20 protein-coding genes are annotated in these 26244 nt (G+C 62.5%); 7 read left to right on the top strand and 13 right to left on the bottom strand.

Annotation, left to right across the window (positions count from 1 at the left end; all coding sequences use genetic code 11):
- Positions 1-22: 22 nt before the first annotated feature.
- The 11 genes from WNZ15_RS18100 to WNZ15_RS18150 form a co-directional block, all read right to left on the bottom strand.
- On the bottom strand, positions 23-769 hold the full coding sequence (locus WNZ15_RS18100) for a TlyA family RNA methyltransferase (RefSeq protein WP_342894416.1): 747 nt from the start codon (positions 767-769) through the stop codon (positions 23-25).
- 11 nt (positions 770-780) lie between these two features.
- Positions 781-915: a hypothetical protein gene (locus WNZ15_RS18105; RefSeq protein WP_342894417.1), complete on the bottom strand. Its 135-nt coding sequence runs from the start codon at positions 913-915 to the stop codon at positions 781-783.
- Between the two features lie 55 nt (positions 916-970).
- Positions 971-1597 carry an SCO family protein gene (locus WNZ15_RS18110; protein ID WP_342894418.1) on the bottom strand — a complete coding sequence of 209 codons (627 nt, stop codon included), beginning with the start codon at positions 1595-1597 and terminating at the stop codon, positions 971-973.
- Positions 1598-1622: 25 nt separating this feature from the next.
- Positions 1623-2114 (bottom strand): copper chaperone PCu(A)C, encoded by a 492-nt coding sequence (locus WNZ15_RS18115; protein WP_342894419.1) that lies wholly within the window; start codon positions 2112-2114, stop codon positions 1623-1625.
- A 37-nt stretch (positions 2115-2151) separates the two neighbouring features.
- Complete coding sequence (locus tag WNZ15_RS18120; protein WP_342894420.1) at positions 2152-2535, bottom strand: hypothetical protein; 384 nt, start codon at positions 2533-2535, stop codon at positions 2152-2154.
- Between the two features lie 98 nt (positions 2536-2633).
- Complete coding sequence (locus WNZ15_RS18125) at positions 2634-4013, bottom strand: MFS transporter (protein ID WP_342894421.1); 1380 nt, start codon at positions 4011-4013, stop codon at positions 2634-2636.
- A gap of 210 nt (positions 4014-4223) precedes the next feature.
- Positions 4224-6143, bottom strand: coding sequence for a 1-deoxy-D-xylulose-5-phosphate synthase (gene dxs / locus WNZ15_RS18130; protein WP_342894422.1), 1920 nt, complete (start codon positions 6141-6143; stop codon positions 4224-4226).
- Positions 6144-6545: 402 nt separating this feature from the next.
- Positions 6546-7751, bottom strand: coding sequence for a helix-turn-helix transcriptional regulator (locus WNZ15_RS18135; protein WP_342894423.1), 1206 nt, complete (start codon positions 7749-7751; stop codon positions 6546-6548).
- 372 nt (positions 7752-8123) lie between these two features.
- Positions 8124-8372, bottom strand: a complete 249-nt coding sequence (locus WNZ15_RS18140; protein ID WP_342894424.1) for an exodeoxyribonuclease VII small subunit — start codon at positions 8370-8372, stop codon at positions 8124-8126.
- Positions 8373-8555: 183 nt separating this feature from the next.
- On the bottom strand, positions 8556-9485 hold the full coding sequence (locus WNZ15_RS18145; RefSeq protein WP_342894425.1) for a histone deacetylase family protein: 930 nt from the start codon (positions 9483-9485) through the stop codon (positions 8556-8558).
- A 594-nt stretch (positions 9486-10079) separates the two neighbouring features.
- Positions 10080-11075: an L-threonylcarbamoyladenylate synthase gene (locus WNZ15_RS18150; protein WP_342894426.1), complete on the bottom strand. Its 996-nt coding sequence runs from the start codon at positions 11073-11075 to the stop codon at positions 10080-10082.
- 217 nt (positions 11076-11292) lie between these two features.
- Here WNZ15_RS18150 and WNZ15_RS18155 point away from each other — a divergent pair, with 217 nt between their 5' ends.
- From WNZ15_RS18155 to WNZ15_RS18175, 5 genes are all read left to right on the top strand, one after another.
- Positions 11293-13074: an acyl-CoA dehydrogenase gene (locus tag WNZ15_RS18155; protein ID WP_342894427.1), complete on the top strand. Its 1782-nt coding sequence runs from the start codon at positions 11293-11295 to the stop codon at positions 13072-13074.
- Positions 13075-13126: 52 nt separating this feature from the next.
- Positions 13127-13870 carry a crotonase/enoyl-CoA hydratase family protein gene (locus WNZ15_RS18160; protein ID WP_342894428.1) on the top strand — a complete coding sequence of 248 codons (744 nt, stop codon included), beginning with the start codon at positions 13127-13129 and terminating at the stop codon, positions 13868-13870.
- 162 nt (positions 13871-14032) lie between these two features.
- Entirely contained in the window at positions 14033-14896 is an 864-nt protein-coding gene (locus tag WNZ15_RS18165) for an NAD(P)-dependent oxidoreductase (protein ID WP_342894429.1), read from the top strand.
- A 192-nt stretch (positions 14897-15088) separates the two neighbouring features.
- On the top strand, positions 15089-16627 hold the full coding sequence (locus tag WNZ15_RS18170) for an ankyrin repeat domain-containing protein (RefSeq protein WP_342894430.1): 1539 nt from the start codon (positions 15089-15091) through the stop codon (positions 16625-16627).
- 185 nt (positions 16628-16812) lie between these two features.
- Complete coding sequence (locus WNZ15_RS18175; protein WP_342894431.1) at positions 16813-17619, top strand: mechanosensitive ion channel domain-containing protein; 807 nt, start codon at positions 16813-16815, stop codon at positions 17617-17619.
- Positions 17620-17660: 41 nt separating this feature from the next.
- Here WNZ15_RS18175 and WNZ15_RS18180 read toward each other — a convergent pair whose 3' ends face one another.
- Both WNZ15_RS18180 and WNZ15_RS18185 read right to left on the bottom strand, forming a co-directional pair.
- Positions 17661-20438 carry a cation:proton antiporter gene (locus WNZ15_RS18180; RefSeq protein WP_342894432.1) on the bottom strand — a complete coding sequence of 926 codons (2778 nt, stop codon included), beginning with the start codon at positions 20436-20438 and terminating at the stop codon, positions 17661-17663.
- Between the two features lie 108 nt (positions 20439-20546).
- Positions 20547-21461 carry a DMT family transporter gene (locus WNZ15_RS18185; RefSeq protein ID WP_342894433.1) on the bottom strand — a complete coding sequence of 305 codons (915 nt, stop codon included), beginning with the start codon at positions 21459-21461 and terminating at the stop codon, positions 20547-20549.
- A gap of 226 nt (positions 21462-21687) precedes the next feature.
- Between WNZ15_RS18185 and WNZ15_RS18190 the strand changes: the two genes are divergently transcribed.
- Both WNZ15_RS18190 and WNZ15_RS18195 read left to right on the top strand, forming a co-directional pair.
- On the top strand, positions 21688-23850 hold the full coding sequence (locus WNZ15_RS18190) for a malate synthase G (RefSeq protein WP_342894434.1): 2163 nt from the start codon (positions 21688-21690) through the stop codon (positions 23848-23850).
- Positions 23851-24214: 364 nt separating this feature from the next.
- The gene (locus WNZ15_RS18195) at positions 24215-26233 is read left to right on the top strand and encodes an EAL domain-containing protein (protein ID WP_342894435.1); all 2019 of its coding nucleotides are present in this window, start codon (positions 24215-24217) and stop codon (positions 26231-26233) included.
- Positions 26234-26244: the final 11 nt, after the last annotated feature.

Genomic DNA, 26244 nt, shown 5'->3' on the forward strand with positions numbered 1-26244 from the left:
GGGCATCGGACTGGCCGGTCTTTCAGGTCCGGCCGGTCCTCTCCCCGCAAAGCAGCCATTCCGAATTGCCGTCGCCGCCCTTGACCGGGGAGGGGACAAGCGTGCCTGCCTGCCAGCCGGGCACGGTGCCGAGCCAGGCCTGAAGGTCTTCGGCAACCGTTTCAGCGACAGCAGCATCAACCAGCCCGCCCTTGCCGATCCTGTCCTTGCCGGCCTCGAACTGGGGTTTGACCAGAAAGAGGCCTTGTGCTCCCGGAGCTGCCAGCGCGAGAGCGGGCGGCAGGGCGAGTTTCAGGGAAATGAAGCTGACATCGGAGACCAGCAGCTGCGGATGGTCACCGTCGAGATCCGGCAGCGTCAGATCACGGGCATTGAGCCCTTCGCGAACCCTGACAAGGGCGTTCTGGCGCAGGCTGTCGTGCAACTGGCCATGGCCGACATCGATTGCATGAACCCTGGCGGCGCCACGTTCCAGGAGGACCTGCGTGAAACCGCCGGTCGAGGCGCCGATGTCGAGACAGATCCGCCCGGCCGGGTCGATGCCGAAGCGGGCAAGGCCCTCGATCAGCTTCAGCGCGGCCCGGCTGACATAGCCGGAGGCCGGGTCCTGAACGATGATGGCGGACGCGGGCGAGGTCTTGTGCGCCGGTTTGGTGCATAGGGCGCCGTCCACGGACACCGTACCGCGCAGGATCGCGTCCCGGGCCCGGGCCCGGCTTTGAAACTGGCCCGTGTCGACGAGATGCTGGTCAAGGCGTTGTTTCGGCATGGGTGAGGCGGTCAGAAGCAGCCGGCGATCGCCGAGATCAGGCGATCGACATAGACCCGCTCACCGGCATAGAACCACAGCGCCGCCGCCAGCGCGACGATCCCCGTCGCACCGGCTGCCAGTCCTATGAAAAGCGGTTTACCCATGCTCTCCGGCTCGCTTTCCGACCCGCTCCCAATCTATTTCAAGCCCGGTTTGCACTTATGAGGAAGCGGGGGCGTTCTCGATCAAGCGGCGCAGCTTCTGCAACGCGGTTTCCTCTGCCTCGCCGTAGGCGATGGTGCCGACAAACTTGTTGTCCGCATTCATCAGATAGACGGCGGCGGAATGGTCCATCGTATAGTCGCCATCGTCAAGGGGCACCCGCTTGGCGTAGACCCGGTAGGCCTTCAGCATGGCGTCGACCTGTTCGCGCGAACCGGTCAGAGGCGCAATCCGCTTGTCGAAGGCCCAGACATAGTCGCGCATCACGTCCGGCGTGTCCCGTTCCGGGTCGACCGTCACGAATGCATAGTTCAGCTTGCCGGCATCCGGACCGAGTTCCGCCATCCAGCCCTGCAGTTCCGACAAGGTGGTGGGACAGACATCCGGGCAGAAGGTGAAGCCGAAGAACATCACCGTCGGTTTGCCGGCAAATGTCTCTTCCGTCACCGTTTCACCCGAGCCGCTGACAAGTTCGAACGGGCCGCCGATGGACGCAAGTGGCTCGATCAGCGCACCTGAATTCTGGTTGCCCGCGGTTTGCTGGTAGACCAGCCATCCGGAAACGACGGCAAGGGCGGCAACCGCCGCCCAGGCCCCGTACCGGAAGAGTTTCAAACCAGACATGGGTCGTATCCTCTTCAGGGTGTGATCAATTGGTGCTGTGGTTCATGTGGCCGCCATCCGGGCTTTTTGCGCCCATCTTGGCAACCGGCAGCTCCACCGCAACGTCGCCTGCTTTTTCGAACGTGAGTACCACGGGCACGTTGGTGCCTTCCTCAAAAGACTCCTTCAGTCCCATGAACATGATATGGAGGCCACCGGGTTTCAGGGCAACGGTTTCCCCTGCCGGGATTTCGATGCCGTTCTCCAGTTCACGCATTTTCATGACGCCGTCGGTGACGGACATCTCGTGCAACTCCACCTTGGCGGCAACGTCGGAGCTGGCGGCGATCAGGCGGTCGGCGTCGGAGCCGCCATTGACGATCTCTATGAAACCGCCGCCTGCTTTCGCCTTCGGCGGGGTCGCGCGTGTCCATGCGTGGCTCAGCGTCAGGTCGCCGACGGTGGTGTCCTGCGCCAGCGCTGACAATGAAACAAGCGAAACGACCGCTGCTGCGGCGATGGATTTTAAGAGGCTCATGATGAGTATCCTTGATATCTGAGAACTTCGGGGTTTGTCAGATCAAGGAGAGCGGCGGTGCTCTGATGGCCCTGGTACGCTCGAATTGCCGGTGAAGAGTGGTTGTCGTGGCGGCTGCCTCAGCGCCGGCTCCGGAGAACGGGTCGGGATTCGTGGCAGCGGACAGCGTCAGAAGTCCCGGTCCGAACACGCAGCCGTGGCTGCAAACGGGACCGCACTGACAGGTGAGGGGATCGTGGGATGCCGGAGAGGTCCGCTCCAGGCCGGATGACTGGCACAGTCCGGTCAGACCGGTCGCGACGGCCGCATCCGGTGTGAGGGCGCTGGCAAGAATGAGAAGACACAGGCGCGCGGCGAAGGCAACAGCGGTCAGCGCCACCAGCGGGTGGCGCTCTTGCCGGAGCATTTGCAATCGTGTCATGCGCGGGGTCATGGAGCGGCTATAGGACGGATCCGATGCGATGTCGAGCGGCGAAACGGCACAGGCCCCGCCGCCCGTGCCATGCGGCCGGCAGCCGCTTAAGCCGTTGTGTCGCTGTCACGGACGGGCTGTGCGGTCTCGTCCGCCAATGCCTCGGAAGGATCGGTGCCGTCGTCCTCGGCGGTGTCGAAGTTGTAAATGTCGTCCTCGTAGGCCGGAAACTCCTCGGGCGGGATGACATATTCCTCCGTTTCCCAATCGAGCGGCTCAGGCGAGATGACCGAACCGACCTGGGCAGTGGAGGTGTATTCGAAGTCCGTCTTTTCCTCGGACGTGAGCGCCTGGTAGACGAAAATCCGGAAGACGATGAAGGCGACCATGACGATATTGGAGCCGATCACCATGACAAAGAGGCCGGACGGTCCGATCTGCCCCATGATGACGGACGCAAGCAGGGGCCCCACGATGGAACCGATGCCGAAGGAAAGCAGCATGCCGGACGAGGTTTCGACAAACGCTTCCGACGGTGCGTGGTCGAACGCATGGGCGACGGAAATCGCGTAGAGCGGCTGTGTCACCATGCCCAGGATGACGGCCAGGGCGATGGCGATGATGAAGGTGTTCGGCGAGAACAGAACGATCGCGAAAGACGCCGCGATTGCGGCCACACCCAGCCCGACCAGCACCAGGCGCCGGTCCATCCGGTCCGAGAGACGGCCGACCGGCCACTGGGCGATCACGCCGCCGCCGATGATGGCGGCCGCGTAGAAGGCGGACTGATTGGTCGACAGGCCGATCTGTGAGCCGTAGAGCGGTGACAGCGACAGCAGTCCGCCCTGCGTCGCGCCGATGAACAGAACGCCGACAAAGGCGGCGGGCGAGTTCTGGTAGAGCTGCTTCGGGCGGAAACGCACCAGGGTGATCGGCGCGGGCTGCGCCGATGTCGTCAGCGAGATCGGGATGACCGCGATGCTGACCGTGACGGAGGCGATCACGAAGGGCACGAACGAAGCGATGCTCATCGTCGCGATCGAGATCTGACCCATCATCAGGGCGGCAAACAGGATCACGATGTAGAACGACATGATCGTGCCGCGGTTTTCGTTGGTGGCGCTTTCGTTCAGCCAGCTCTCGACAATCATGTAGAACCCGGCAAGGCAGAAACCGGACACGATGCGGATCAGGAACCATGCGTAGGGATCGACGATCACCGGATGCATGATCGCGGAGGCCGACATCAGCGAAACCAGCGCGGCGAAGGCGCGAATATGGCCGGCACGCATGATGATCAGCGGTGCGCCGAGACAGCCCAGGACCAGGCCAATGAAGTAGGACGACGACATCGCACCGATCTCGAGATCGGAAAAATAGAACCGGTCGGCGGCAAGGGGCAGAAGCGTGGTCTGCAAACCGTGCCCGAAAATGAAGAGGGCGACGGAAATCAGGAGAGCGGACACGGAAAGAAGCGTCTGAGCCATGACGGCATCCTGGAAAAGACAACGGTCGACAGCCCTTTCCGGAGCTGCTCGTTGCGATGCATGGTATAAAACAATAGCGCCGTCGAAACGCGGCGCCATTGATGTTGCAATCCAGCATTTTCAGGTCTGGTGGCAGCTGTCAATCACCAAAAACCGCCGCTCCCCCGGCCACATCGGGCAGCGGGCGGGTCCGGGGGCCGCGCACAAGGCTCATGCGAGGCGGGGGGCGCTCACGGTGTGCTTGCCGAGGGCGGTGAACACCGTCTTCAGGATACCGTCGCGATCGAGCCCGGCCTGGGCGTACATGACATCCGGCTTGTTCTGGTCGATATAAATGTCCGGCAGGGCGAGCGTGCGCACTTTCAGGCCGTTGTCGAGCAGGCCCTCCTGCGCCAGGCGGGTCAGCACATGGCTGCCAAAGCCGCCGGCGGAGCCTTCCTCGATCGTCACCAGGACCTCGTGTTCGCGGGCGAGCCGCCGGATGAGGTCGATATCGAGCGGCTTGGCGAACCGGGCGTCGGCCACGGTCGTCGACAGGCCGGCCGCGTCGAGTTCCTCCGCCGCTTTCAGGCATTCGTTCATGCGGCCGCCAAAGCTCAGCAGCGCGACCTTTGTCCCCTCCCGGCGGATCAGGCCCTTGCCGATTTCCAGGATGCTGCCGCGCTCCGGCATTTCAAGGCCGACGCCCTCGCCGCGCGGGTAGCGGAAGGAAATCGGACCCTCGTCATAGGCCGCCGCCGTGGCCACCATGTGCCGCAATTCGACCTCGTCGGCCGCCGCCATCACCACGAATCCGGGCAGACAGGACAGGAACGCCGTGTCGAAGGCGCCCGCGTGGGTCGGCCCGTCGGCGCCCACCAGTCCGGCGCGGTCGATCGGAAAGCGGACCGGCAGTCCCTGAATCGCGACGTCGTGGATGACCTGGTCGTAGGCGCGCTGCAAAAAGGTGGAGTAGATGGCCGCGAAGGGTTTGAACCCCTCCGTCGCCAGTCCGGCGGCGAAGGTGACAGCGTGCTGTTCGGCAATGCCGACATCATAGGTGCGTTCCGGAAAGGCCTCGCCGAAAAGGTTCAGGCCGGTTCCGTCGGGCATGGCCGCCGTGATCGCAACGACCTTTTCGTCTGCTTCCGCTTCCTTGATCAGCGATGTCGCGAACACATTGGTGTAGCTCGGTGCATTGGCCTTCGGCTTGGCCTGCTTGCCGGTGATGACATCGAATTTGGCGACGCCGTGATACTTGTCCCTTGCCCCTTCCGCCGGTCCGTAACCCTTGCCCTTCTGGGTGACGGCGTGGATCAGCACAGGCCCGTCGTGGGTGTCGCGCACGTTTTTCAGAACAGGCAGCAGGTGCTCGAGATTGTGGCCGTCCACGGGGCCGACATAATAGAAGCCGAGTTCCTCGAACAGCGTTCCGCCGGTCCAGAATCCGCGCGCATATTCTTCCGCCCGCGCGGCTTTCTCGAAAACCGGCTTGGGCAGGTTCTTGGCAAGGGTTTTCGCAGCATCGCGCAGCGTCCGGTAGGTCGGGCCGGAAACAAGCTTGGCAAGATAGGCGGACATGGCGCCGACGGGCGGCGCGATCGACATGTCGTTGTCGTTCAGGATCACGATCAGACGGGAGCCGAGATGTCCGGCATTGTTCATCGCCTCATAGGCCATCCCGGCGGACATGGCGCCGTCACCGATGACGGCGATGACATTGTTGTCGCCGCCTTTCAGGTCCCGGGCTGCGGCCATGCCGAGTCCGGCGGAAATCGAGGTCGAGGAATGGGCAGCGCCGAACGGGTCGTAGATGCTTTCCGCTCTCTTGGTGAATCCGGACAGTCCGTTGCTCTGACGGAGGGTGCGGATCCGGTCACGGCGCTCGGTCAGGATCTTGTGCGGATAACACTGGTGACCGACGTCCCAGATGACCTTGTCTGCGGGCGTGTTGAAGACATAATGCAGCGCCACCGTCAGTTCGACGACCCCAAGTCCGGCTCCCAGATGTCCGCCCGTGATCGACACGGCATCGATCGTCTCGGCCCGCAATTCCTCGGCAAGCTGCTGCAACTGGGTTTCATCGAGTTCGCGCAGGTCGGCCGGCGACAAAACCTTGTCGAGAAGGGGGGTATCAGGCTTGGAAGACACTCTGCAGATTGCTCCACGAATTTGAATCTGGCGGGCAGGCATACACCAACCCGATATAGGGCGCAAATTCGCTGAGGGGAATGTGACGGAATGTTACCGGGAGGGCTCCCGTGCCGAAAGTGCGTCGGGATCGGCGCGATGACCAAAAAGGGCTAAATTTCTGGTTGGTGCTGCAGTATTTATGCAACTTTGCAAGAAATTGCTTTCAGTCACCCGTTTGGGTGATGCTTTGCGTACTGATCTATCTTAATTGAATGGGTGTGGTCGATGGGGCCACGTGCACAGTGATCAACTTGGGGTCGCATCTCGCGGCCCCTTTTTTTGTGCCTTGCGGCTTCCGAAGCGTTTTTTTCTGCAGTCATTGCGGGGCGGCGGGGGCGAACAGATCCCTGCGGAAACTCTCTAAAACAGCTGCGCCAGCCGGTGAACCAGCTTTGCAAGTTGAAGTTGCGTGTTGACGCCGGTTTTTTCATAGATGCGCCGCAAGTGGGTCTTGGCCGTATTCCGGGTGATGCGAAGATCGCTGACCGTGGCACTCATGGATCCGGTCATGGTCAGATGCCGAGCCAGATGAGCTTCCGATTGCGACAGGTCGAAATGGTCCTGCAGCCATTTTTCGAGGTCCTCCGGCACCTCCCGGGCCTCCGAAACCTTGAGGACGAAAAACGGGGCCGGTGTCTGCTCCGGCGCGGCGCGAGACGGGTACACGGTGCTGATTGAAATACGTTGGGGAAAGCTGTCCACTTCGTCAATGACGAGGGATCGCTGAAGCTGGGTGTGTGCGCAGGCGGGGGGGGGCTGCGGGACTGCTGCCGAGGTCAGGTCGGCAAGCGCCGTATCAAGCTTCATGCAGGAGGTTGTGAGCCTTTGACCATTTTCGGTCGCAGCCCCCATTCTGGCCAGGGCCTTCATGACGTTGCCGGACTGCGCCAGAATATCCCGGTCCGCGTTGATCAGGACAGCGGGTCCGTCCACTTGCGACAACAGCAGGCGTTGAAACGCGTGGTCCCGGCGTTCCCGTTCAAGCTGGAAACAGATGTTCAGGCCCGGGGTGAGCGCTTGAACGATCGTCCGGAAGGTTTCAGTGGCGACCGAGATGTCGATGGTGTTCGGATTGCGGCCTGTGAACAGGCAGCCGAACAGGATCGTGGAGGTGTCGGTGCGCCGGATCGGCGAAATCAATCCTGGCGCCACAAGCAGGCTGTCTTCCAGCCCCGGGCGCATTGCGGTGGCGTCACGGCCGGGTGTTCCGGCAGTTGTTTTGCCCGCCGGGTCGATGTTGCCACCCGGCCCGGCTGTTCTGCCCCTTGTCATGTTTGTCTTGCAGTAGGGATAGAAGAGAGACGCCTCCGAGAGCAGGAACTGAAGCGCGCTGCGCCCGCCTTCCATCTCGATCTGCTGCAGCATGTTGGCGAAATCGAAAGCCGGTTGCTGACCGCCGAATCGAGCGGCCGGCGCGCCTTGTCCGTCGAACTCGGCCAGAAAAGACCTGCAATTGAGGGTTTCGTCGATGAAGCCAAGAACCTGCGGCCAACCATCGGTTTGTAACGGGCACTCCAGGACGCGCATAAGTAGTTTTGACTGGTCTGTTTCGCTAAGTGCCGGCATATCTTTTTGTATCTACTAACCTTTACATACGTTTCTCTTCTCTTGATAAATTTACTAACAGTTTTCAGTTGGCAAGGCAACAGTAGCTTGACAGTTCAACTGGAGAATAAACTTCAGGCGAAGATGTCCCGCCACCGGGCGGACCGGTTCGGCCAGGTTGCTTTCGGCCCGTTGCAAGATGCGAGCTGGATGGAGACCGGGGCTGTTCGGGAACCTGCGAAGGAACACGTGGAACGCGACCGGACGGCAGGACCCCGGATCAGACGGCGACAGCCGTTTGTGGAATTCTGTCTTCGGGCGTCACCTGGTCGCAGAGAGCAGAGGATTTGCTGCACTGGCCCGTCTGTTGCACGGGCTTCCGAGGAAAATCCGCTACTGCGGATCGAGAGCCACTGTGCCACCGGCTTCACCGTTCTGGTCGAGCTGGATCTTCTCAACCTTGGCTTCGGCGGATTTCAGAAGCGTGTCACAGTGTTTGCGCAGCGCGTCGCCGCGCTCATACATGTCGATGCTGCGCTCCAGCGGCACATTGCCCTGTTCCAGCTCGCGCACGATTGTTTCCAACTGCTTGAGTGCGTCCTCGAAGGAGAGGCCGGAAATATCGGTCGCGGCATCGGTCATTTGCGGGGTCCCGTCTGTCAATTTGGCGTTCGATCCAACTACGCAAACTTGCGGGACGAAACGCGAACGTCAAGGCATCAAATGCAATTCGGACGCCTCATCCCCTTGGTTTTGGGGCGCGTCGGGCACATCGGCAGGCCTGCCCCGCCGGTGAAACGGCTGGATGCGCGGTTCCGGAGCCAGTCAGCCCGTCATCAGGGTCATGACGTGAGCGGCGACCGAACGGGCAAGTCCCTCAAGATCATAGCCGCCTTCCAGCAGGGAGATGAGATGTCCGTCGCTGTGTTTGTCGGCAACATCCATGAGCGCGCGCGTTGCCCAGGCAAAATCCGCCTCGACCAGATTGAGGCCGCCGAGGGGATCCCGGGCGTGGGCATCGAAACCGGCAGACACGATGACCAGTTCAGGCGCGAAATCCTGCAGCCGCGGCAGGATGACGACCTCGAAGGCCTCCCTGAAGCCGGCGCCGTCCTCGCCCGGGGCAAGCGGCGCGTTCACGATCGTGTTGGCCTCGCCGGTCTCGGACGCGGCGCCGGACCCGGGATAAAGCGGCATCTGGTGGGTGGAGCAATACATCACGCTCGGATCCTCCCAGAAGATGTCCTGGGTTCCATTGCCGTGGTGAACGTCGAAATCGACGATGGCCACCCGGTCCATGCCGTATTTCGCCTGGGCGTAGCGTGCCGCAACGGCCGCGTTGTTGAAAAAGCAGAACCCCATGGCCCGGTCTTTTTCCGCGTGATGACCCGGCGGGCGGGAAGCGGAAAAGGCGTTGCTGACCTTTTTCGTGAGCACTTCGTCGACCGCCCTGCAGGCGCCGCCGACACCGCGCAGGGCGGCTTCCCAGGTTCCCGGCGACATGGTGGTATCCGCATCGACACGGGCGGTGCCTTCTTCGGGCGCCAGCAGGTGTATCTGGTCGACGTAGCTCATCGGGTGCGCGCGCGCGATGTCCTCGACCGCGCCCATCGGCGCCATGTCACGGACCACGGGCTGGAACTTTTCATGTTCCAGGATCCGGTCGATGGCGCGAATCCGGTCGGGACGCTCGGGGTGGCCCACGGGTGTCAGGTGGTCGAGAAAGGCGGGATGATGCAGGATCAGCGTGGACAAGGAAGCGTTTCCGGAAGACTTGTTGTTTTCTGTATCTCTTGCCGTCATCAGACCGGTTGCCGCTGGTGCTGTCAATTGCTCCGAAAGACCGAGGGAGTCTGCGCGCGGTTTTCCTGCTTCCGGAGAGTTTTGCCCGGTGGCCTCAAATCAAAAAGCTCTGGAAAAAAAAAAGGGGGCCGGCTGTTCTAGCCGGCCCTTGCTGAGGTGCGAGCACCGCAATGCCCGAGGGGAGGTCCGCTGCATCTCAATTCTGATTATCAAACTACGTGATTCCAGTAGGGGAATGCGAGCATTTTACGGTAATGGTCGTGAGCCGGCTTGTTGAAAAGTTGTGAGATTTTGGCGAGCACCCGTATTTGTTGCATGGTGCGTTTAACCGGGAACCGGTTTAGGAATATCGATTTTATTTGGCCGCATCAGCGCAGGAATTGTCTGCAATTTCGTGGAATGCGGACCGGCCACACGGCCGCCTGCGAAGCGCTTCCGGGATCTGGAATGCTGTTTTTTAAGGACTTTTCGAGTGCTGCCCAGGAAAGCGGCACCAGGAACACCTTGGCTTCTAGTGCAGTCCCGATACACGTGGCCCGTCGTTTGTCAGTCTCTTGGAGCCGCAGCGCGCCGGAGCCGGTCGTTGATCGCCTCGCCAAGTCCAAAGCTGGGGATAAACTGCACCCGGATCGTGTCGGCTCCGCTGGAATCCAGGTGCCGCATGGCCTGAAACAGGTTTGCCGCCGCCTCCGTCAGGTCACCCGACGCGCTGAGATTGACTTCCGCACGGGCCTGCTGCGCTCCCGGCAGGGGGGACGGGCCGAAGGAGAGCAGGCCGTCCTCGGGGTCCGCTTGCTGTGCGTTCAGAAGCAATCGGGCGTTCGGAGCATAGTGGGACAACAGCATGCCGGGCGCGGCCGGGGCGTCCGGCTGTGCATCGGCCGCGGGAGATTTCAGGTCTGTGCCCAGAACCTTTTCGATGTCTTCCCGGGCAATGCCCCCCGGCCTCAACAGCCGGGGCGTTGCGTCGGTCAGGCCGACAATCGTGCTTTCTATGCCGACCGCGCAGGGGCCGGCATCGATGACAAAGCTGAGCGCTTCTCCCAGGTCGGAGATGACGTCTGCGGCGCGGGTCGGACTGATCCGGCCGGAGCGGTTGGCGCTCGGCGCCGCCAGCGGGCGTCCGGTCCGTGCCGACAGGAACCGCATCACGGCGCCATCGGGCACACGCAGGGCCACGGTCTCAAGACCCGCCGTCGCAAGATCGCAGATCGCGGACGACGTGCGCTTGGGAACGACCAGTGTCAGGGGACCCGGCCAGAAGGCATCCGCCAGTGCAAGGGCCCGGTCGTCGAACCGGCCATGCTCGCGGGCAGCCTCGAGCGTCGGCACATGCGAGATCAGCGGATTGAATTGGGGCCGGCCCTTGGCCGCGAAGATCCGTGCGCAGGCCGTTGGGTTGGTCGCATCCGCGGCAAGTCCGTAGACGGTCTCGGTCGGTACCGCCACCAGCTCGCCCGTCAGAAGCGCGGCGCAGACCGCCTCTGCTTCCGGATCGCTCTGCCAGTCCGGTGAATTGATGTCGAGTGTCCAACGCTGCATGCCGCGAGCCTTATCCAGCCGGTTCCCGCGGATTGACCTAAAAGACGATGACCTGCCGCTGCGACATGGGTTGACGTTAACGTCAACTGGTCTATTGTCCGTTCAAACCGCTGCCGATAGCGCCTTTTGCGGAGAAGCCGCGCCGCCGTCAAGCTCGGAACAGTGAAAACAGTCAATTGCCGGCATGCGCCAAGCCGGCTGGTTTGGGAGGACCTGAATGTATCGCGCCCCTGTCGATGAGATTGCCTTCACGTTGAAACACGTCTGCGGATTTGGAGATCTGCGGAAAAGCGACCGTTTTGCCGAACTCGGCGACGATCTTGTCGACGCCATCGTCACGGAGGCGGGCCGGTTCGCCGCCGACGAGATCGCACCACTCAACGCGGTGGCCGACAAACACGGCACTCAGCTTGCCGATGGCCGGGTGACGACGTCTCCCGGATGGCGCGAGGCCTATCGTGCCTGGATCGAGGGGGGCTGGAACGGCTTGACCGCCGATCCCGAATTCGGTGGCCAGGGGCTGCCGCAGATGCTGTCCGCCGCCGCGCTGGAAATGTGGAATTCAGGCTCCATGGCGTTTGCGATCGGACCGACCCTCACGATCGGCGCCGTCGAGGCGATGGAAAAGCATGCGTCGCCGGAGCTGAAGGCCAGATATCTGGAAAAGCTGGTTTCCGGCGAGTGGATGGGCACAATGAACCTGACCGAACCTCAGGCCGGTTCGGATCTCAATGCCCTGAAAGCAAAGGCGGAACGCCGGGACGACGGCACCTACCGTATTTTCGGGCAAAAGATTTTCATCACCTATGGCGACCACGACTTGACCGACAACATCGTTCACATGGTGCTGGCCCGTCTGCCGGATGCGCCTCCCGGAACCAGGGGCATCTCCCTGTTTCTGGTGCCCAAGTTTCTCGTCAATGACGACGGCTCTCTGGGTGCGCGCAACGATGTCCGGGTTGCCGGGGTCGAACACAAGATGGGCATTCACGGGTCGCCGACCTGCACCATGATCTATGGCGACGAAGGCGGTGCCGTCGGGTGGCTTGTCGGCGAGGAAAATCGCGGGTTGGCCTGCATGTTCACGATGATGAACAACGCGCGCCTTGCCGTCGGCATCCAGGGGCTCGGTGTTGCCGAACGCGCCTGTCAGGATGCGCTCGCCTATGCGCTCGACCGCAAGCAGGGACGGGCTGCGGGAGACAAGGGCGAGGGCATGAGCCCGATAGCCCGCCATCCCGACATCAAGCGCATGCTGCTCGGCATGAAAACGAGAACCCAGGTCGCCCGCGCGATCTGCTACTCCTGCGCCCATGCGATTGACATGGCGCATGCGGCCGAAGACCCGGACGCGGCAAAATTCTGGTTCGAACGGGCCAGTCTGCTGACGCCGATTGCCAAGGCGCTTTCGACCGATTTCGGCGTCGAGGTGGCTTCGCTCGGCATCCAGATCCATGGCGGCATGGGGTTCATCGAGGAGACCGGCGCGGCCCAGCACCTGCGCGATGCCCGCATCGCCCCGATCTACGAGGGAACCAACGGCATCCAGTCCATCGATCTTGTCATGCGCAAGCTGCCGCTCTCCGGCGGCGAGCATGTCAGGGGCTTTATCGCGGAGTTGAAGGACATAGCCGGGGAGGTGGCCGCCTCCAACCGCCCGGAATTCGGTGCGGCGGCGGAACGTCTGTTGGTGAGCATCGGCGATCTGGAAGAAACCACGGACTTCATGCTGAGCGCACAGTCGGAAGGGCGTGTCGCGGAGGCGCTGGCGGGGGCGACGCCCTATCTGCGCGTTGCCGGGCTTGCGCTTGGCGGCGCGTTGCTCGCCAGGGGGGCGTTGCGCTCCGGCGCGGAACCGGCAGGTAAACTTGCCGAACGCACGCTGCTGGCCCGGAATTTCTGTGAAACCACGCTCGGGGAAACGGCGGGTCTCAAGTCGGACATTCTCCTGTCTGCCGCTTCCGTGCTGGCCTTCGATGCGGAAGCCTCGGCGTCCTGACGTTTTGGCATTGTGAAATTCTGGCGTCCTGATCCGCCCACAGGAGTTGACTATGATCCGAATATCCCAGGAAAACGGCGTCCGGACCCTGCGTCTGGACCGCCAGGAGAAGAAGAACGCTCTGACGGGACAGATGTATACCGATCTGGCGGAGGCGCTTGAGAGCGGCAACTCGGATGACACCGTCCGCTGCCATCTGGTCTGCGGTCAGCCGGAAGTCTTCACCGCCGGCAACGATATCGGCGATTTCCTGCAATATGCCGGCAAGTCCGGTTTGGGCGAAACGCCCGTCGTCCGTTTCCTGCGCGCGCTGGTGAGGAACGAAAAGCCGCTGGTGGCCGCGCTCGACGGCATCACCATCGGCGTCGGCGCCACCTTGCTGATGCATTGCGACATGGTGTTCGCCAGTCCGCGCACGCTCATCCGCTCGCCCTTTGTCGATCTCGGCCTGGTGCCGGAGGCAGGCTCCAGCCTTCTCGGGCCGCAGCTCATGGGTCATGCGCGCGCCTTTGAACTGCTCTGCCTCGGCCGGGCGTTTTCGGCGCGAAAGGCGGAGATGGCCGGTCTGGTCAATGAAGTGGTCGAAGGCGATGTCGATGCCGCCGCTCTGGCCTGCGCCGAAGAGATCGCGGCGAAGCCGCCCGAAGCAATGGCGCTGTCGCGCAAGCTTCTGCGCGGCGATACGCAGAAGCTTTCCGAGCGGGTCGAAGAGGAAATCCGGATCTTCGCAAGCCGTCTGAGCGCGCCGGAGACAATGGCGGCGTTTCAGGCCTTCATGACGAAAAAGACCGCCTAGCATACGGACCGGGGAAACGTCATCGGTCCTGAGGGTGGCAAGCGCAGAGCCGGGAGGCGACGGCGCGAAAAAGACAATGCTTGCCGATGTCTCCGGCAGGCGGGGAATGACCGGCCGGCAAATTCGAGCGTTCCAAGGCATCACTCCAGAGGAGGAGAAAACATGTCCCTGAAGGGCAAGACCCTGTTCATCACCGGTGCCTCGCGCGGCATCGGCAAGGCAATCGCGCTGAGAGCGGCTCGCGACGGCGCCAACATCGCCGTTGCCGCCAAGACCGCCGAGCCGCATCCCAAGCTGGAAGGCACGATCTATACGGCGGCGAAGGAAATCGAGGCCGCCGGCGGCAAGGCGCTGCCGCTGGTTGTTGACGTGCGCGACGACGAAGCCGTGAAGGCTGCAATCGACAAGACCGCCGCACATTTCGGCGGCCTGGACATCCTGGTCAACAATGCCAGCGCCATCCAGTTGACGCCGCTCGCCCAGACCGACATGAAGCGCTTTGACCTGATGCACCAGATCAACACGCGCGGCACGCTGGCCTGTTCCAAACATGCGATCGAGCATCTGAAAAACGCCGGAAATCCGCACATTCTGATGCTGTCGCCACCGCTCGACATGCAGGAGAAATGGTTCGCGCCGTTCACGCCCTATTCGATCGCCAAATACGGCATGAGCCTGACCGTGCTCGGTCTGGCCGGTGAATTGCGGTCCAGCGGCATTGCCGTCAACGCGCTGTGGCCCCGCACGACCATCGCCACGGCGGCGATCAGGAACATCATCGGCGGCGACAAGCTGATGCAGCAGAGCCGGACACCGGATATCCTCGCCGATGCCGCCCATGAAATCTTCACGTCGCCGTCGAAGGAGCTATCAGGTCAGTTTCTGATCGATGATACTTTCCTGGCAAGCCGGGGCGTCACCGATTTCGACAAATACAGGGTCGATCCGCGCCAGGCACTGGCCCCGGACTTTTTCGTGCCGGAGGACAGCGCAGCGCCCTGCGATCTCGGACCGCTCAAAGGCTGAGCGCCGGCGCCAGAAAAACGGCTGGACAGGCTTGCATTGACGAGCCTGTTCATGCAATTTCCCCGGTGCCGATGAGGGCGGCAACCGGATCCGCGGAAAGCGCAAGCACCCTGACGACTGACGACATATGCCGGTTTTTCACCTGCGCCCGAAACCAGCGGATCGCCCGGGCTTTGCAACAGGAGAAAAGCCATGTCCGATGGACCTGCATTCACCCTCGATACCTGCAAGAACGCGGCCCGCCGCCTCAGAAAAGCCCATGCGGCCGGCGATCCGGAAGCCCATGCGCGCGTTGCAGCTCATGTCGCCGCTGGCAAGATGCTCAGACATGCCGACTTTCTGCATGTGATTGCCTGCGAAGAGGGCCACGACAGTTGGCCGAAACTGAAATTTGTGGTCGAAAGCGCGGCCATGAGCCGGGCCGAAAAGGCCGAACGGCTGAAGGTGGCGCTCTATCAGGGGCAGCACTGGATGACCGACAGGCTTCTGGCTGAGGATCCGACCCTGAAGGACGACAATCTCGGCCTGCAGGTTGCGCTTTACGATCTGGAAGCGGTGCGGACGGCTGTCGGCAGCGATCCCGGCGCGGCTGTCCGGCCTGTCGGCCTGCGCTCGCCGATCCTGCACCTGGCGTTTTCAAAGGAAATTCACCGCAGTCCCGAAAAAGAGGCCGACATGATGGCGATTGCCGGGCTGCTGGTTGCAAACGGTGCGGACGTCAATGACGGGTATCCGTTTCAGCCAGGTGACAAGGACCTGCTCCCCGCCCTTTATGGGGCGCTCTGTCATGCGGACAATTTCACGCTCGGCCGATGGCTTCTGGAAAAAGGCGCCGACCCCAATGACAGGGAAAGCCTCTATCATGCGACTGAACTGGACCACCCGCAGGCGCTTGAGTTGCTTCTGAGCCACGGCGCCCGTCCTGACGGCACCAATGCGCTGCCACGGGCGCTCGATTTCGAGGACGAAGTCAAGGTGCGGATGCTCCTGGAAGCCGGGGCCGATCCCAACATAACCGTACCGGACCAGCCGGGCGGCCTGCCGCTGAACACCATTCCCGCGCTCCATCAGGCTGTCCGGCGCGGCCGCCCGGCCGGGATCGTCGCGCTTCTTCTCAAGTTCGGCGCGGACGCGGGGGCGGTCTGGCAGGGCCACACGCCCTATGCGCTCGCGCGGATCTACGGCAACAAGGCCGCAGCGGATAGGCTGGAGGAGAAAGGGCACGCTTCGGCGCTCTCCGAAAGCGAGGCGATTCTCGCGGCCTGCGCCGACGGCACCGCCCGGCCGGGAAGCCTGGACCCTGCAAGCCTGGTCCCTGCCGCGCTGACCTGTGAAGACCGCGGCCTTCTGAGCGAACTGGCGGCGTTGCCCGGTCGACTCGACCATCTGAAGGCCCTCGTGGAAGCCGGTCTTGACCCCGACGCGGTCGATGGCATGGGACTGCCGCCCTTGCATATCGCTGGATGGCATGGACTGGTGCCGGAGCTGAGCTACTTTCTGTCGCTCGCCCCGGATCTTTCCAGGAAGAACCACTACGGCGGCGACGCGCTCGACACGGTAGTGCACGGTTCCGAATTCGCGCCGGCGCGCACCGACAGCGACCATGTCGCCTGCGCGCGGCTGCTGCTGGAGGCCGGCAGCGTTCTTCAACCGCACTATGTGACCCATTGCGGCAATCCGGACATGGCGGCGTTTCTGGAGGATTGGCAGGAGCAGTCCGGTCAGTCGTAAGCCGGTGTGGCGGGCGGGCCGAGGGTCCGCCCCTCCGAGCCCGCCGCCTTTGGCGGCGGGCTCGGCAGATCTGACAGGGGTGCGCTCCCAAACGGATCAAAAGGTTGGGGACTTGAGGCATCATGGCGGAATAAGCCCCAAAACCTGCATATGGTCGAAACCGGATTTTGAAAGGAGAATTCACTATGGAAGGTGCATTGGACCAGGTCAGCGTGTACGCACCGCTGCTGATCAACGCGGTCAAGGCGGTCGTCGTCCTGGCAATCGGGTGGTTTCTGGCGGGTTTCCTGTCGGCGTTGGTCAAGAGGCGGATCGTGAGCCATCCGCGCATCGACGATACCATCGGCGGTTTTGCCGCCTCGCTCGTGCGCTGGGTGGTTCTCCTGATCACCTTGATCGCCGTGTTGCAGTTGTTCGGCATCCAGGCAACAAGCCTCGTGGCCGTCCTCGGCGCCGGTACGCTGGCGATCGGTCTCGCCCTGCAGGGCACCCTGAGCGACATCGCCGCCGGGGTCATGCTGATCATCTTCCGGCCTTACAGGATCGGCCAGTTCGTCGACATCGGCGGCACCAGCGGAACCGTGAAAGACCTGAATATTTTCGTGACCGAACTGGTCACGCCGGACAATGTGCAGATCATCATGCCCAACGGCCAGGCCTGGGGAACGGTGTTGACCAACTACTCCGCCCATCCCACCCGCCGTCTCGATCTGACTTTCGGCATCGACTATGGCGACGACATCGACAAGGCGGTCCAGATCATTCTCGATGTCGCCAATGCCGACGCGCGTGTTCAAAAAGATCCCGAACCCTGGGTCCGGGTGACAAATCTCGGCGACAGTTCCGTCGATCTGGGTGTGCGCCTGTGGTGCAGTTCCGGCGACTACTGGGAACTGAAATTCCATATGCTGAAGGCGGTCAAGGAAGCCTTCGATGCGGGCGGCATTTCCATTCCCTATCCGCACGCAGTGGAAATCCAGAAAGCAGGCTGAGGCCTTGCGCACACGGGACGGGCATCGGGCCCGTCCCGGGACTACGCCGTCTCCATCTTCTGCCGCGACGCCTCGCCTGCGGTCTCGCCCGGCTCCGCGTCGTCTCCGGCTTCGCAGGCAGCCTCCGGTTCCGATGCCTCCGGGGGGGCTGAGCGCTCCTCGGCGGATTCGGCCGTCTCATTGCTTCCGGTCGTCTCATCGCTTCCGGCGGTTTCGGGCGTGGCGTCCGGGATCGGTTCCTCGCTCCCCGTGGTCTGCGTTTCCTCGTGCTCGCGCGGCACGATATCGGCGAAGAACGGCACAACGGGATCCTCGATCTCGGTGGTGTCGTCGTCGGTGTTCATGAACTGCCGCTTGCGCGCAAGGGCACCGACATGCTCGCGCAGGTCCTCATGCTGCTTCATCAGATCCTTGAAGTCCTGCGCCCCGAGGCTGAGCAACTGGCAATAGCCGAGCGCGACCACGTCCGCGCTGCGCCGGCCGCCCGTCATCAGCGCGATCTCGCCGAAAACGTCGCCCCGTCCCAGGCGGACGGCATGGGTCGGCGTGCGCACTTCGACCGCACCCGAGGCGATGAAATAGGCGGCATCGCCCCGGTCGCCCTTGCGGATCAGCTTTTCCCCCGGGGTTGCGAATTGCGGCCGCATCATGCGTCGGATCGCCTTCTTCTGTTTGGCCGGCAAATCGGCGAACAGCGGGTGGGCATTCACCAGTTCGCGTGTCTTCAGCCCCAGATCCAGTTTCGGGCGCGTGTTGCAGGCACGGCGGGCGCGTTCAACATCGCGCAACAGGTCGCGGTGCAATTCCGTCCCGATCAGCATCTGCGCCTTGGCATCGTCATAGGCGGTTTCCTCCAGGCGGACACCGGCCTTTCTGAGGAACTGCTCTTCCAGGGCGTCGGCATAGTCGGGATATTGAAGGCGCAGGGCGTCGATGGCCTGCAGGGTCTCTTCCTGACGGATGGCGAGCGTGTCGTGGAGAATGTCGCCGACGCGATCGCCGAGCAGCGGCCGGATGTCTTCGTTGCTGAACTCGATCAGCTCGTCCGCGAGGATCCGGTAGATCAGCAGGAACTCGAAACGGTCGGCAAGACGGATCGCAAGCGGCCGCGTGATCCGCAGCCGTCTTTGCAGGGCCTGGGCCAGGCGGAACGAGAAATCGAACTTCAGCGGCTGCCGTGTGGCCTTGTTGTAGCCTGACCGGCCGTCGCTGCGGGTCAGGTCGCCGGTCCGGCCCGTCAGCGTAAGGAAGCGCGACACCGACCGGCCCGAAATGGTTTTCTCGTGGAAGTGTTCCAGCACAAGCTGCTGTTCCCGGTCCGCCAGGGCAATCAGTCCGATGCGGACGCGGTCCCAGTCTTTCAGTTCCTCCAGCTTGTTGGTTTCCGCCGCCGCGGCACCAGCCCTGTCCTCATATTCGTTGAGCACCTGCGCGGTGGCGTGGGGCCCGATATGGTATTCTTTCGCGGCGCTCTCCAGCCCGTGGCGCACGTCCGACAGGGACAGCGCCTGGAACTGTGTCCGGAACGCCTCGTCGCGGGGGTTCAACTGATTGAGGCCCAGCAGACGGATCAGCGGCTTCAGGCTGGTGCCGTAGACAAGCAGGGTGAACAGCACGAACCCCGTCGCCAGCTTGGTGACGAAAACGGAGACTTCCTCCGACAGGGCCGCGTGCTCGGACACGCTCAGCGCCAGCGTCAGTGTCACGGCTCCGCGCATGCCGCCCCAAAGGATCACGGTCTTGAACTTGTTGTTGATCGATTGCCCCATCCTGAAAATGCTCAGAACCGGCAACAGTCCGAATATCACCACGGCCCGCGCTGCCAGCGCGGCAATGATGACGACCAGCAGCAGCAGGATGTCGACCGGCGTGAAACCTTCCACGAAACGCGGGATCAGGATGGCCGAGAGCAGAAAGATCAGCGATGCCGCCCAGAAGGAGATCTGCTCCCACACGGCATGAAGAAACTGCCAGTTGGCCGGCTGGATGCGCGCGGGTCCGTAGAAATTGAACACGGTTCCCGCACAGACCACCGCCACCACGGCGGAAACATCGGCGAACTGGTCGCTGAGCACATAGGTGCCGTAGGGCAGGGCCAGGCTCAACGTCACCTGGGCCAGGGGGATGTCGCGCATGATCGGCAGGAGGCTTACGGCGATCCGCCCCAGAAGCGCCCCGACGATAAAGCCGCCGGCCAGAGACCGAAAAAAGGCGATTGCGGCCTCGTTCACCGACAGCGCCTGTTGTCCGGTGAGAATATGCACGAGGATCACGAAGATGACGATGGCCGCGGCGTCGTTCAACAGGCTTTCGCCCTCGACGATGCGTCCGAGCCGTGCCGGTGCTCCGATGTCGCGGAAAATGGCGACCACGGCGACCGGGTCCGTGGTGGCCACGATCGAGCCGAGCAGCAGACAGGCGACGAGGGAGATGTTCGTGAGAGAAAACAGCAGGGCGAGTGGATAGAGTGCGAAGCCGATCAACACCGTCGCCACGAAAACCGCCACAATCGCCATAACCAGAATGGGGCCGGCATCCTCCATGATACGGCGGACGTCCAGGGTCAGGGCGGTCTGGAACAGCAGGATCGGCAGAAAGATGTAAAGGATCATCTCCGAATCCAGCGGCGGGTTGATGAAGACATCCGCGATGGCGTTGAAGACGTTGGTCTCGGCCGTGTAGCGCAGATAGATCGCCAGAATGCCGATCAGCGTGCCCACGGTGGCCAGCAGAACGCTGGGCGCCAGCCCGAGCCGCCGGGCGAGCGGCTGCAGCAGGGATATTGTCAGCAGGAGCAGCGCAAAAGCGCCTGTAATCAATGGCGTTTCCATTAAGACATGGTGCACCGCGATTGCGGCAATTTCAAATGCAATGACATGATTTTCAAATACTCGGTAAAGCGTTGATTGGATCGGTGCGGAGGCTTGTCACCTGGAAGCCTTGCGCTCTGACAGCCAGATGCCCCCGAGCACGAGCCCCATCGCGATACCGTGGTGCCACTCGAAGGGCTCGCCCAGGATCGAGACGGCCAGGATGGCGGCGAAAATCGGCACAAGATTGATGAACACACCCGCCCGGGCCGGTCCGATCAGTTCCACGCCGCGCATGAAGGTAATCTGCGCCAGGCACGAGGGAAACAGCGCGATGTAAAGAACCACGAGCCAGCCCTGATGACTTGGCCATTGCACGCTTTCGTTGGCGATCTCGTAAAAGAGCCCCGGCACGGAGGTCAGCGCGGAGATGCCGGACAGCACCGCGAAGAAGGCCAGCGGGGGTACACGTGGCCGGTTCCTGAGCGCCAGGGTGTAGCCCGAATAAAGCACGCATGCGAGAAGCATGACCCCGTCACCCGGATTGACGGCGAGGGCCAGAAGCACCTCAAGCTTGCCCTGGGCCGCGATCAGGATCACGCCGACCAGCGTCAGCAGTATGCCGAGCACCTGGACGAACCGAACCCGGGTCCCGAAGGAGATCATGGAGCCGATCAGCACCAGGATCGGCATCGAGCCCTGGAGAATGCCCAGATTGACCGCGGTCGTCTGGGTGGCGGCAATGTAGAACAGCGAGTTGAAACCCACGAAACCGAAGATCGCCATCAACAGCATGCGCGGAAAATACGGCCGCATCGCCGGCCATTCGGACCGGATGCTCGACGCCTGCAGGGGCAGCAGAATGGCGGCCACGATGACCCAGCGCAGAAAAACGACCACCATCGGCGAGACTTCGCCGACCGCAAGGCGCCCGGCCACCGTGTTGCCGCCCCAGAACAGTGTCGTCAGGACAAGCATCAGCACGGCGTTGCCATAGGTCAGGTCGCCAGAGCGTTTAATGAAAGCGAGCATGAATTCCTTGGGATATATCGGTGCAGGAGACCCCATCGGTAACGGATCATGCAGTCCGCGCAAAGGGCATTCTGCGTGTTTGCCGGTGCGCCGTCAGAAATAATGTAACTGATTTTTTCCTCCACGGAGAAAGTCATGCTTGGTCTCCGACGATTGACGCGTGCCCGTTTTGACACCAAAACACACGGCGAATAGCCTCCGGGTCAGCAAATGAATGGAGAATGGTATGACAAGCCGGATCGACGCATATGGATTGCAGGTGGACAGTGCCCTTTACGACTTCGTCAACGAGAAGGCGTTGCCGGATACCGGCGTCGATCGGGAGCGCTTCTGGAAAGGGTTTTCCAGCCTGATCCATGATCTTGCCCCGAAGAACCGGGCTCTTCTGGAGCAGCGGGACCGCCTCCAGGAGAAAATCGATGCCTGGCACAAGGCCAATCCCGGCACCCCGGACATGGCCGGCTACAAGGCGTTCCTTCAGGAGATCGGATACCTTGTGCCCGAAGGCGAAGACTTCGATGTCGGCACCTCGAACATCGATCCGGAAATCGGCACGGTTGCCGGTCCGCAGCTCGTCGTGCCCGTGATGAATGCCCGCTACGCGCTGAACGCGGCCAATGCCCGTTGGGGCTCGCTCTACGATGCGCTCTACGGCACGGATGCCATGGGCTCGCGGCCGCAGGGCAAGGGGTTCGATCCTGAGCGCGGTGCGCAGGTGATTGCCTATGCCCGCAAGGTCCTGGACGACGCGGCGCCGCTTGCCGCAGGCAGCTGGGCGGACGTCACCGGCTTCGCCATTGAGAACGAGGCGCTTGTGCTCGGGAGCGACAATGGTCCGCTGGCACTCTCCGATCCCGGCCAGTTCGCCGGCTATACCGGAGAACCCGCGGCCCCCTACAAGGTGCTTCTGGTCCGGAACGGCCTGCATCTGGAAATCAATGTCGACAGCCAGCATCCGATCGGCAGGACCGACAAGGCCCATGTTTCCGACATCATTCTGGAATCGGCCATGTCGACGATCATGGACTGCGAGGATTCCGTCGCCGCCGTCGATGCCGAAGACAAGCTCGTCGTCTATTCCAACTGGCTCGGCCTGATGAAGGGCGATCTGGAAGAAACTTTCGAAAAGGGCGGCGAGACCGTCGTCCGGCGCATGAATGGCGACCGGCACTACACGGCACCGGACGGCGGCGCACTGGCGCTGCACGGCCGCTCGCTGCTGCTGGTGCGCAATGTCGGCCACCTCATGACCATCGGCGCCGTTCTGGACAGGGACGGAAACGAAGTTCCCGAAGGACTGCTTGACGGCATGCTCACGGGGCTGATCGCGCTGCATGACGTCGGTCCGAACGGGCGGGGGCTCAACAGCCGCGCCGGGTCGGTCTATATCGTCAAGCCGAAGATGCACGGCCCGGAGGAGGTTGCGTTTGCCTGCGAGATTTTCGACCGTGTCGAGGACACGCTCGGCCTGGCGCGCAACACGCTCAAGATGGGCATCATGGACGAGGAACGCCGCACCACGGTGAACCTCAAGGAATGCATCCGCAAGGCAAGAGACCGGGTGTTCTTCATCAACACCGGCTTCCTGGACCGGACCGGTGACGAGATGCACACCTCGATGGAAGCTGGCCCGATGATCCGCAAGGGCGACATGAAGGCCGCGGCCTGGATCGGCGCCTATGAAAACAACAATGTCGATGTCGGACTGGCCTGCGGCCTGCCGGGGCATGCCCAGATCGGCAAGGGCATGTGGGCGATGCCGGACCTGATGAATGCCATGCTGGACCAGAAGATCGGCCATCCGATGTCCGGCGCCAACACCGCCTGGGTGCCGTCTCCGACGGCCGCGACGCTGCACGCGCTGCACTACCACAAGGTGAATGTGGCCGACCGGCAGGAGGAACTGAAGACCCGCGACGCGGCGAAACTGGAAGACATCCTGTCCATACCGGTTGCGGACCGCCCGAACTGGGCGCCGGAGGACATTCAGGCGGAACTCGACAACAACGCCCAGGGAATTCTTGGATACGTCGTGCGCTGGGTGGAGCAGGGGATCGGTTGCTCCAAGGTGCCGGATATCAACGACGTCGGCCTGATGGAAGACCGGGCAACTCTGCGCATTTCCTCCCAGCACATCGCCAACTGGCTGCATCACGGTGTGGTTTCGGAGGATCAGGTTCTGGAAACCATGAAGCGCATGGCGGCCGTTGTGGACGGCCAGAACGCGGGTGATCCGGAATATCGTCCGATGGCCGCGGATTTCGACGGATCCGTTGCCTTCCAGGCCGCCTGCGAGCTCGTGTTCGAAGGTACGAAACAGCCCAACGGCTACACTGAGCCGGTGCTGCACCGCCGCCGCATCGAGTTCAAGGCCAGGGCCGTCGCCTGACGCCATACCGTGCCGGACAGGCCGGTTCTCGCGCGAATGCGCGGGAACCGGCCTGTCCGGAGGCGGCAATGCTGAGCCGCAAGCAAATCCGGCGGTCCCGGAGACCGGGCAGCGACAAGCCTTAACCGGTAAAATTCGAGGCAAATTCTTGCGGTTGCATGGCAGCGAGGCTCTCGGAAATATGTATTTCTTTTCAGAAAGGTACGGTCTTTAACCGGTTGTTAGCCATATGTTCGCACGCCTGCGTGCTTTTACGATTTTCTTCGCAAAACGCGGTAGTTTGCATCTTCTGGAGTAGATGATGCTAACAGTGCTGTCATGCATAGTATTCGAACATGATCCCTTGTTCGTGGTGCTTGCGGTCATGATCCTGGCGATTGGGTCGGTGCTGACCGTGCGCCTCTACGCGAGGGTTCGGCGCACGCATGGCGATCTCAAGCACTTGTGGCTGCTTTTGTCAGGCCTGATCGCGGGTGGAAGCATCTGGAGCACGCATTTTGTCGCGATGATCGCCTACAGCAGCCCGCTTGTTCTGGGCTACGATCTGGGCCTGAGCGCTTTCTCGCTTCTCGTGGCCGTCGCCGGCACGACCGCCGGACTGATGATCAGCAGTCTCACGCAGCGGTCGTTTCTGATCGAGGTCGGCGGGGTCGTCTTCGGCGCGTCGATCGCGGCCATGCATTTCATCGGGATCGAGGCCATGCGGGTCTCCGGCATCCTGACACTCTCCGCGCCCTACGTCGCCGCCGCCGTCGTCCTGTCTTGTATTTTCGGCGCGATCGCGACCAACCGGCTTGCCCGTCCGGTCACCAGATACTGCAAATACGGGGCGGTGATCAGTCTGATCCTGGCCGTGGCAAGTCTTCATTTCGTCGCCATGACCGGTGTCGACATCCTGCCGCTGCGGCTTGACGGCAGCGTCAAGGACCTCGTCTCCAACCAGCTTGTCGGCATCGCCATCGTTTTCACCATGAGCGTTCTCATGCTGTCGGCGACGATCACCTATTCGATCGACAACGCGAACACCGAAGTTGCCGACACACGCCTGAACCACATCGCCAATCACGATCCCCTGACGGGACTTCCCAACCGCGCGGCACTCGACTTCCATCTTGAGGGAGCCCTGGCCCGCGTTTTCAACGACAACGCGCGCATGATCGTGCTGAGCTGCAATCTGACCCGGTTCAAGCAAGTCAACGAGGTCCTCGGACACGCGGGCGGGGACGCACTGTTGCGCCATGTGGCGAACGGCCTGTCGCAGTACCTGGAAACAGGGGAATATGTCGCCAGGATCAGCGGCGACGAATTCGCCATCGTCGGCAAGCCGGTCTATTTTCGCGGCGACATGCTGGACCTGTGCAAGAGAGTTCAGAAAATCGTGGGTCTGCCGATGACCTGGCAGGGCGAGGAGATCCGCGCAAGCTGCTGTGTCGGCTACGCGACCTATCCCGACCATGCCACCAGCGGCGCGCACCTGATGGAGGCCGCGGAGCAGGCCATGCACCGGGCCAAGGCTGCCGGAGGCAATGCCGCGCTCTGCTATGATACCCAGAAGGACCAGCAGATCCGGGATCGCAGCGCCCTGGCCATGGATCTGGGCAACGCGCTCCGGAACGGTGAATTCGAGCTCTTCTACCAGTTGCAGAACCACGTCGTGACCCGGGATGTGACGGGCGTCGAGGTTCTGCTGCGCTGGAACCACCCTTCACGCGGTCGGGTCGCGCCCGACGAATTCGTTCCGATCGCGGAGAAAACCGGCCAGATCCGGGACATCGGCGCGTGGACCCTCCGCACCGCCTGCCGGGAGGCCGCTGGCTGGACCCTTCCAGTGAAGGTGGCGGTCAACGTCGCGCCGGTGCAACTGTCAGATCCGCAGTTTCCGGACATCGTCGCTCATGCCTTGAGGGAAACCGGCCTGAAGCCGGAGCGTCTGGAGCTGGAAATCACGGAAACCGGCATCATTGCCGACACCACGCATGCCCTGCAGGTCATTCACCAGTTGAAGCGGCTCGGTGTACGGGTCGCGATGGATGATTTCGGGACCGGCTATTCCTCGCTGGCGACCTTGCAGGCCTTTCCCTTCGACAAGATCAAGATCGACCGGGAATTCATCAAGGACCTCGGCGCCAACAAGCAGTCCGAGGCCATCGTCCGGGCCACGATCATTCTCGGCGAGAGCCTCGGGATACCCGTGCTCGCCGAAGGGGTCGAAACGGAGGACCATCTCGCGTTTCTCGCCAGGCTCGGCTGCAGCGAGGTGCAGGGATACCTGTTCGGAAAGCCGATGCCGACCGCCGACCTGCGGGTCGCCCTGATGATACCCGCTCCGGTGCGCTCCGGCGGTCCTGACCAGGAAGCCGCACGGATCAGCCAGGTCGCCTGATCCCCATCTTT

Origin of the sequence: Roseibium sp. AS2, assembly GCF_038900065.1 — a bacterium.
Lineage (GTDB): Bacteria > Pseudomonadota > Alphaproteobacteria > Rhizobiales > Stappiaceae > Roseibium.

Excerpts from the sequence above, each read along its gene's own strand:
- WNZ15_RS18100 (WP_342894416.1), bottom strand. The coding sequence starts at position 769 with ATGCCGAAACAACGCCTTGACCAGCATCTCGTCGACACGGGCCAGTTT.
- WNZ15_RS18105 (WP_342894417.1), bottom strand. The coding sequence starts at position 915 with ATGGGTAAACCGCTTTTCATAGGACTGGCAGCCGGTGCGACGGGGATC.
- WNZ15_RS18110 (WP_342894418.1), bottom strand. The coding sequence starts at position 1,597 with ATGTCTGGTTTGAAACTCTTCCGGTACGGGGCCTGGGCGGCGGTTGCC.
- WNZ15_RS18115 (WP_342894419.1), bottom strand. The coding sequence starts at position 2,114 with ATGAGCCTCTTAAAATCCATCGCCGCAGCAGCGGTCGTTTCGCTTGTT.
- WNZ15_RS18120 (WP_342894420.1), bottom strand. The coding sequence starts at position 2,535 with ATGACACGATTGCAAATGCTCCGGCAAGAGCGCCACCCGCTGGTGGCG.
- WNZ15_RS18125 (WP_342894421.1), bottom strand. The coding sequence starts at position 4,013 with ATGGCTCAGACGCTTCTTTCCGTGTCCGCTCTCCTGATTTCCGTCGCC.
- WNZ15_RS18135 (WP_342894423.1), bottom strand. The coding sequence starts at position 7,751 with ATGCCGGCACTTAGCGAAACAGACCAGTCAAAACTACTTATGCGCGTC.
- WNZ15_RS18140 (WP_342894424.1), bottom strand. The coding sequence starts at position 8,372 with ATGACCGATGCCGCGACCGATATTTCCGGCCTCTCCTTCGAGGACGCA.
- WNZ15_RS18150 (WP_342894426.1), bottom strand. The coding sequence starts at position 11,075 with ATGCAGCGTTGGACACTCGACATCAATTCACCGGACTGGCAGAGCGAT.
- WNZ15_RS18155 (WP_342894427.1), top strand. The coding sequence starts at position 11,293 with ATGTATCGCGCCCCTGTCGATGAGATTGCCTTCACGTTGAAACACGTC.
- WNZ15_RS18160 (WP_342894428.1), top strand. The coding sequence starts at position 13,127 with ATGATCCGAATATCCCAGGAAAACGGCGTCCGGACCCTGCGTCTGGAC.
- WNZ15_RS18165 (WP_342894429.1), top strand. The coding sequence starts at position 14,033 with ATGTCCCTGAAGGGCAAGACCCTGTTCATCACCGGTGCCTCGCGCGGC.
- WNZ15_RS18170 (WP_342894430.1), top strand. The coding sequence starts at position 15,089 with ATGTCCGATGGACCTGCATTCACCCTCGATACCTGCAAGAACGCGGCC.
- WNZ15_RS18175 (WP_342894431.1), top strand. The coding sequence starts at position 16,813 with ATGGAAGGTGCATTGGACCAGGTCAGCGTGTACGCACCGCTGCTGATC.
- WNZ15_RS18185 (WP_342894433.1), bottom strand. The coding sequence starts at position 21,461 with ATGCTCGCTTTCATTAAACGCTCTGGCGACCTGACCTATGGCAACGCC.
- WNZ15_RS18190 (WP_342894434.1), top strand. The coding sequence starts at position 21,688 with ATGACAAGCCGGATCGACGCATATGGATTGCAGGTGGACAGTGCCCTT.
- WNZ15_RS18195 (WP_342894435.1), top strand. The coding sequence starts at position 24,215 with ATGATCCTGGCGATTGGGTCGGTGCTGACCGTGCGCCTCTACGCGAGG.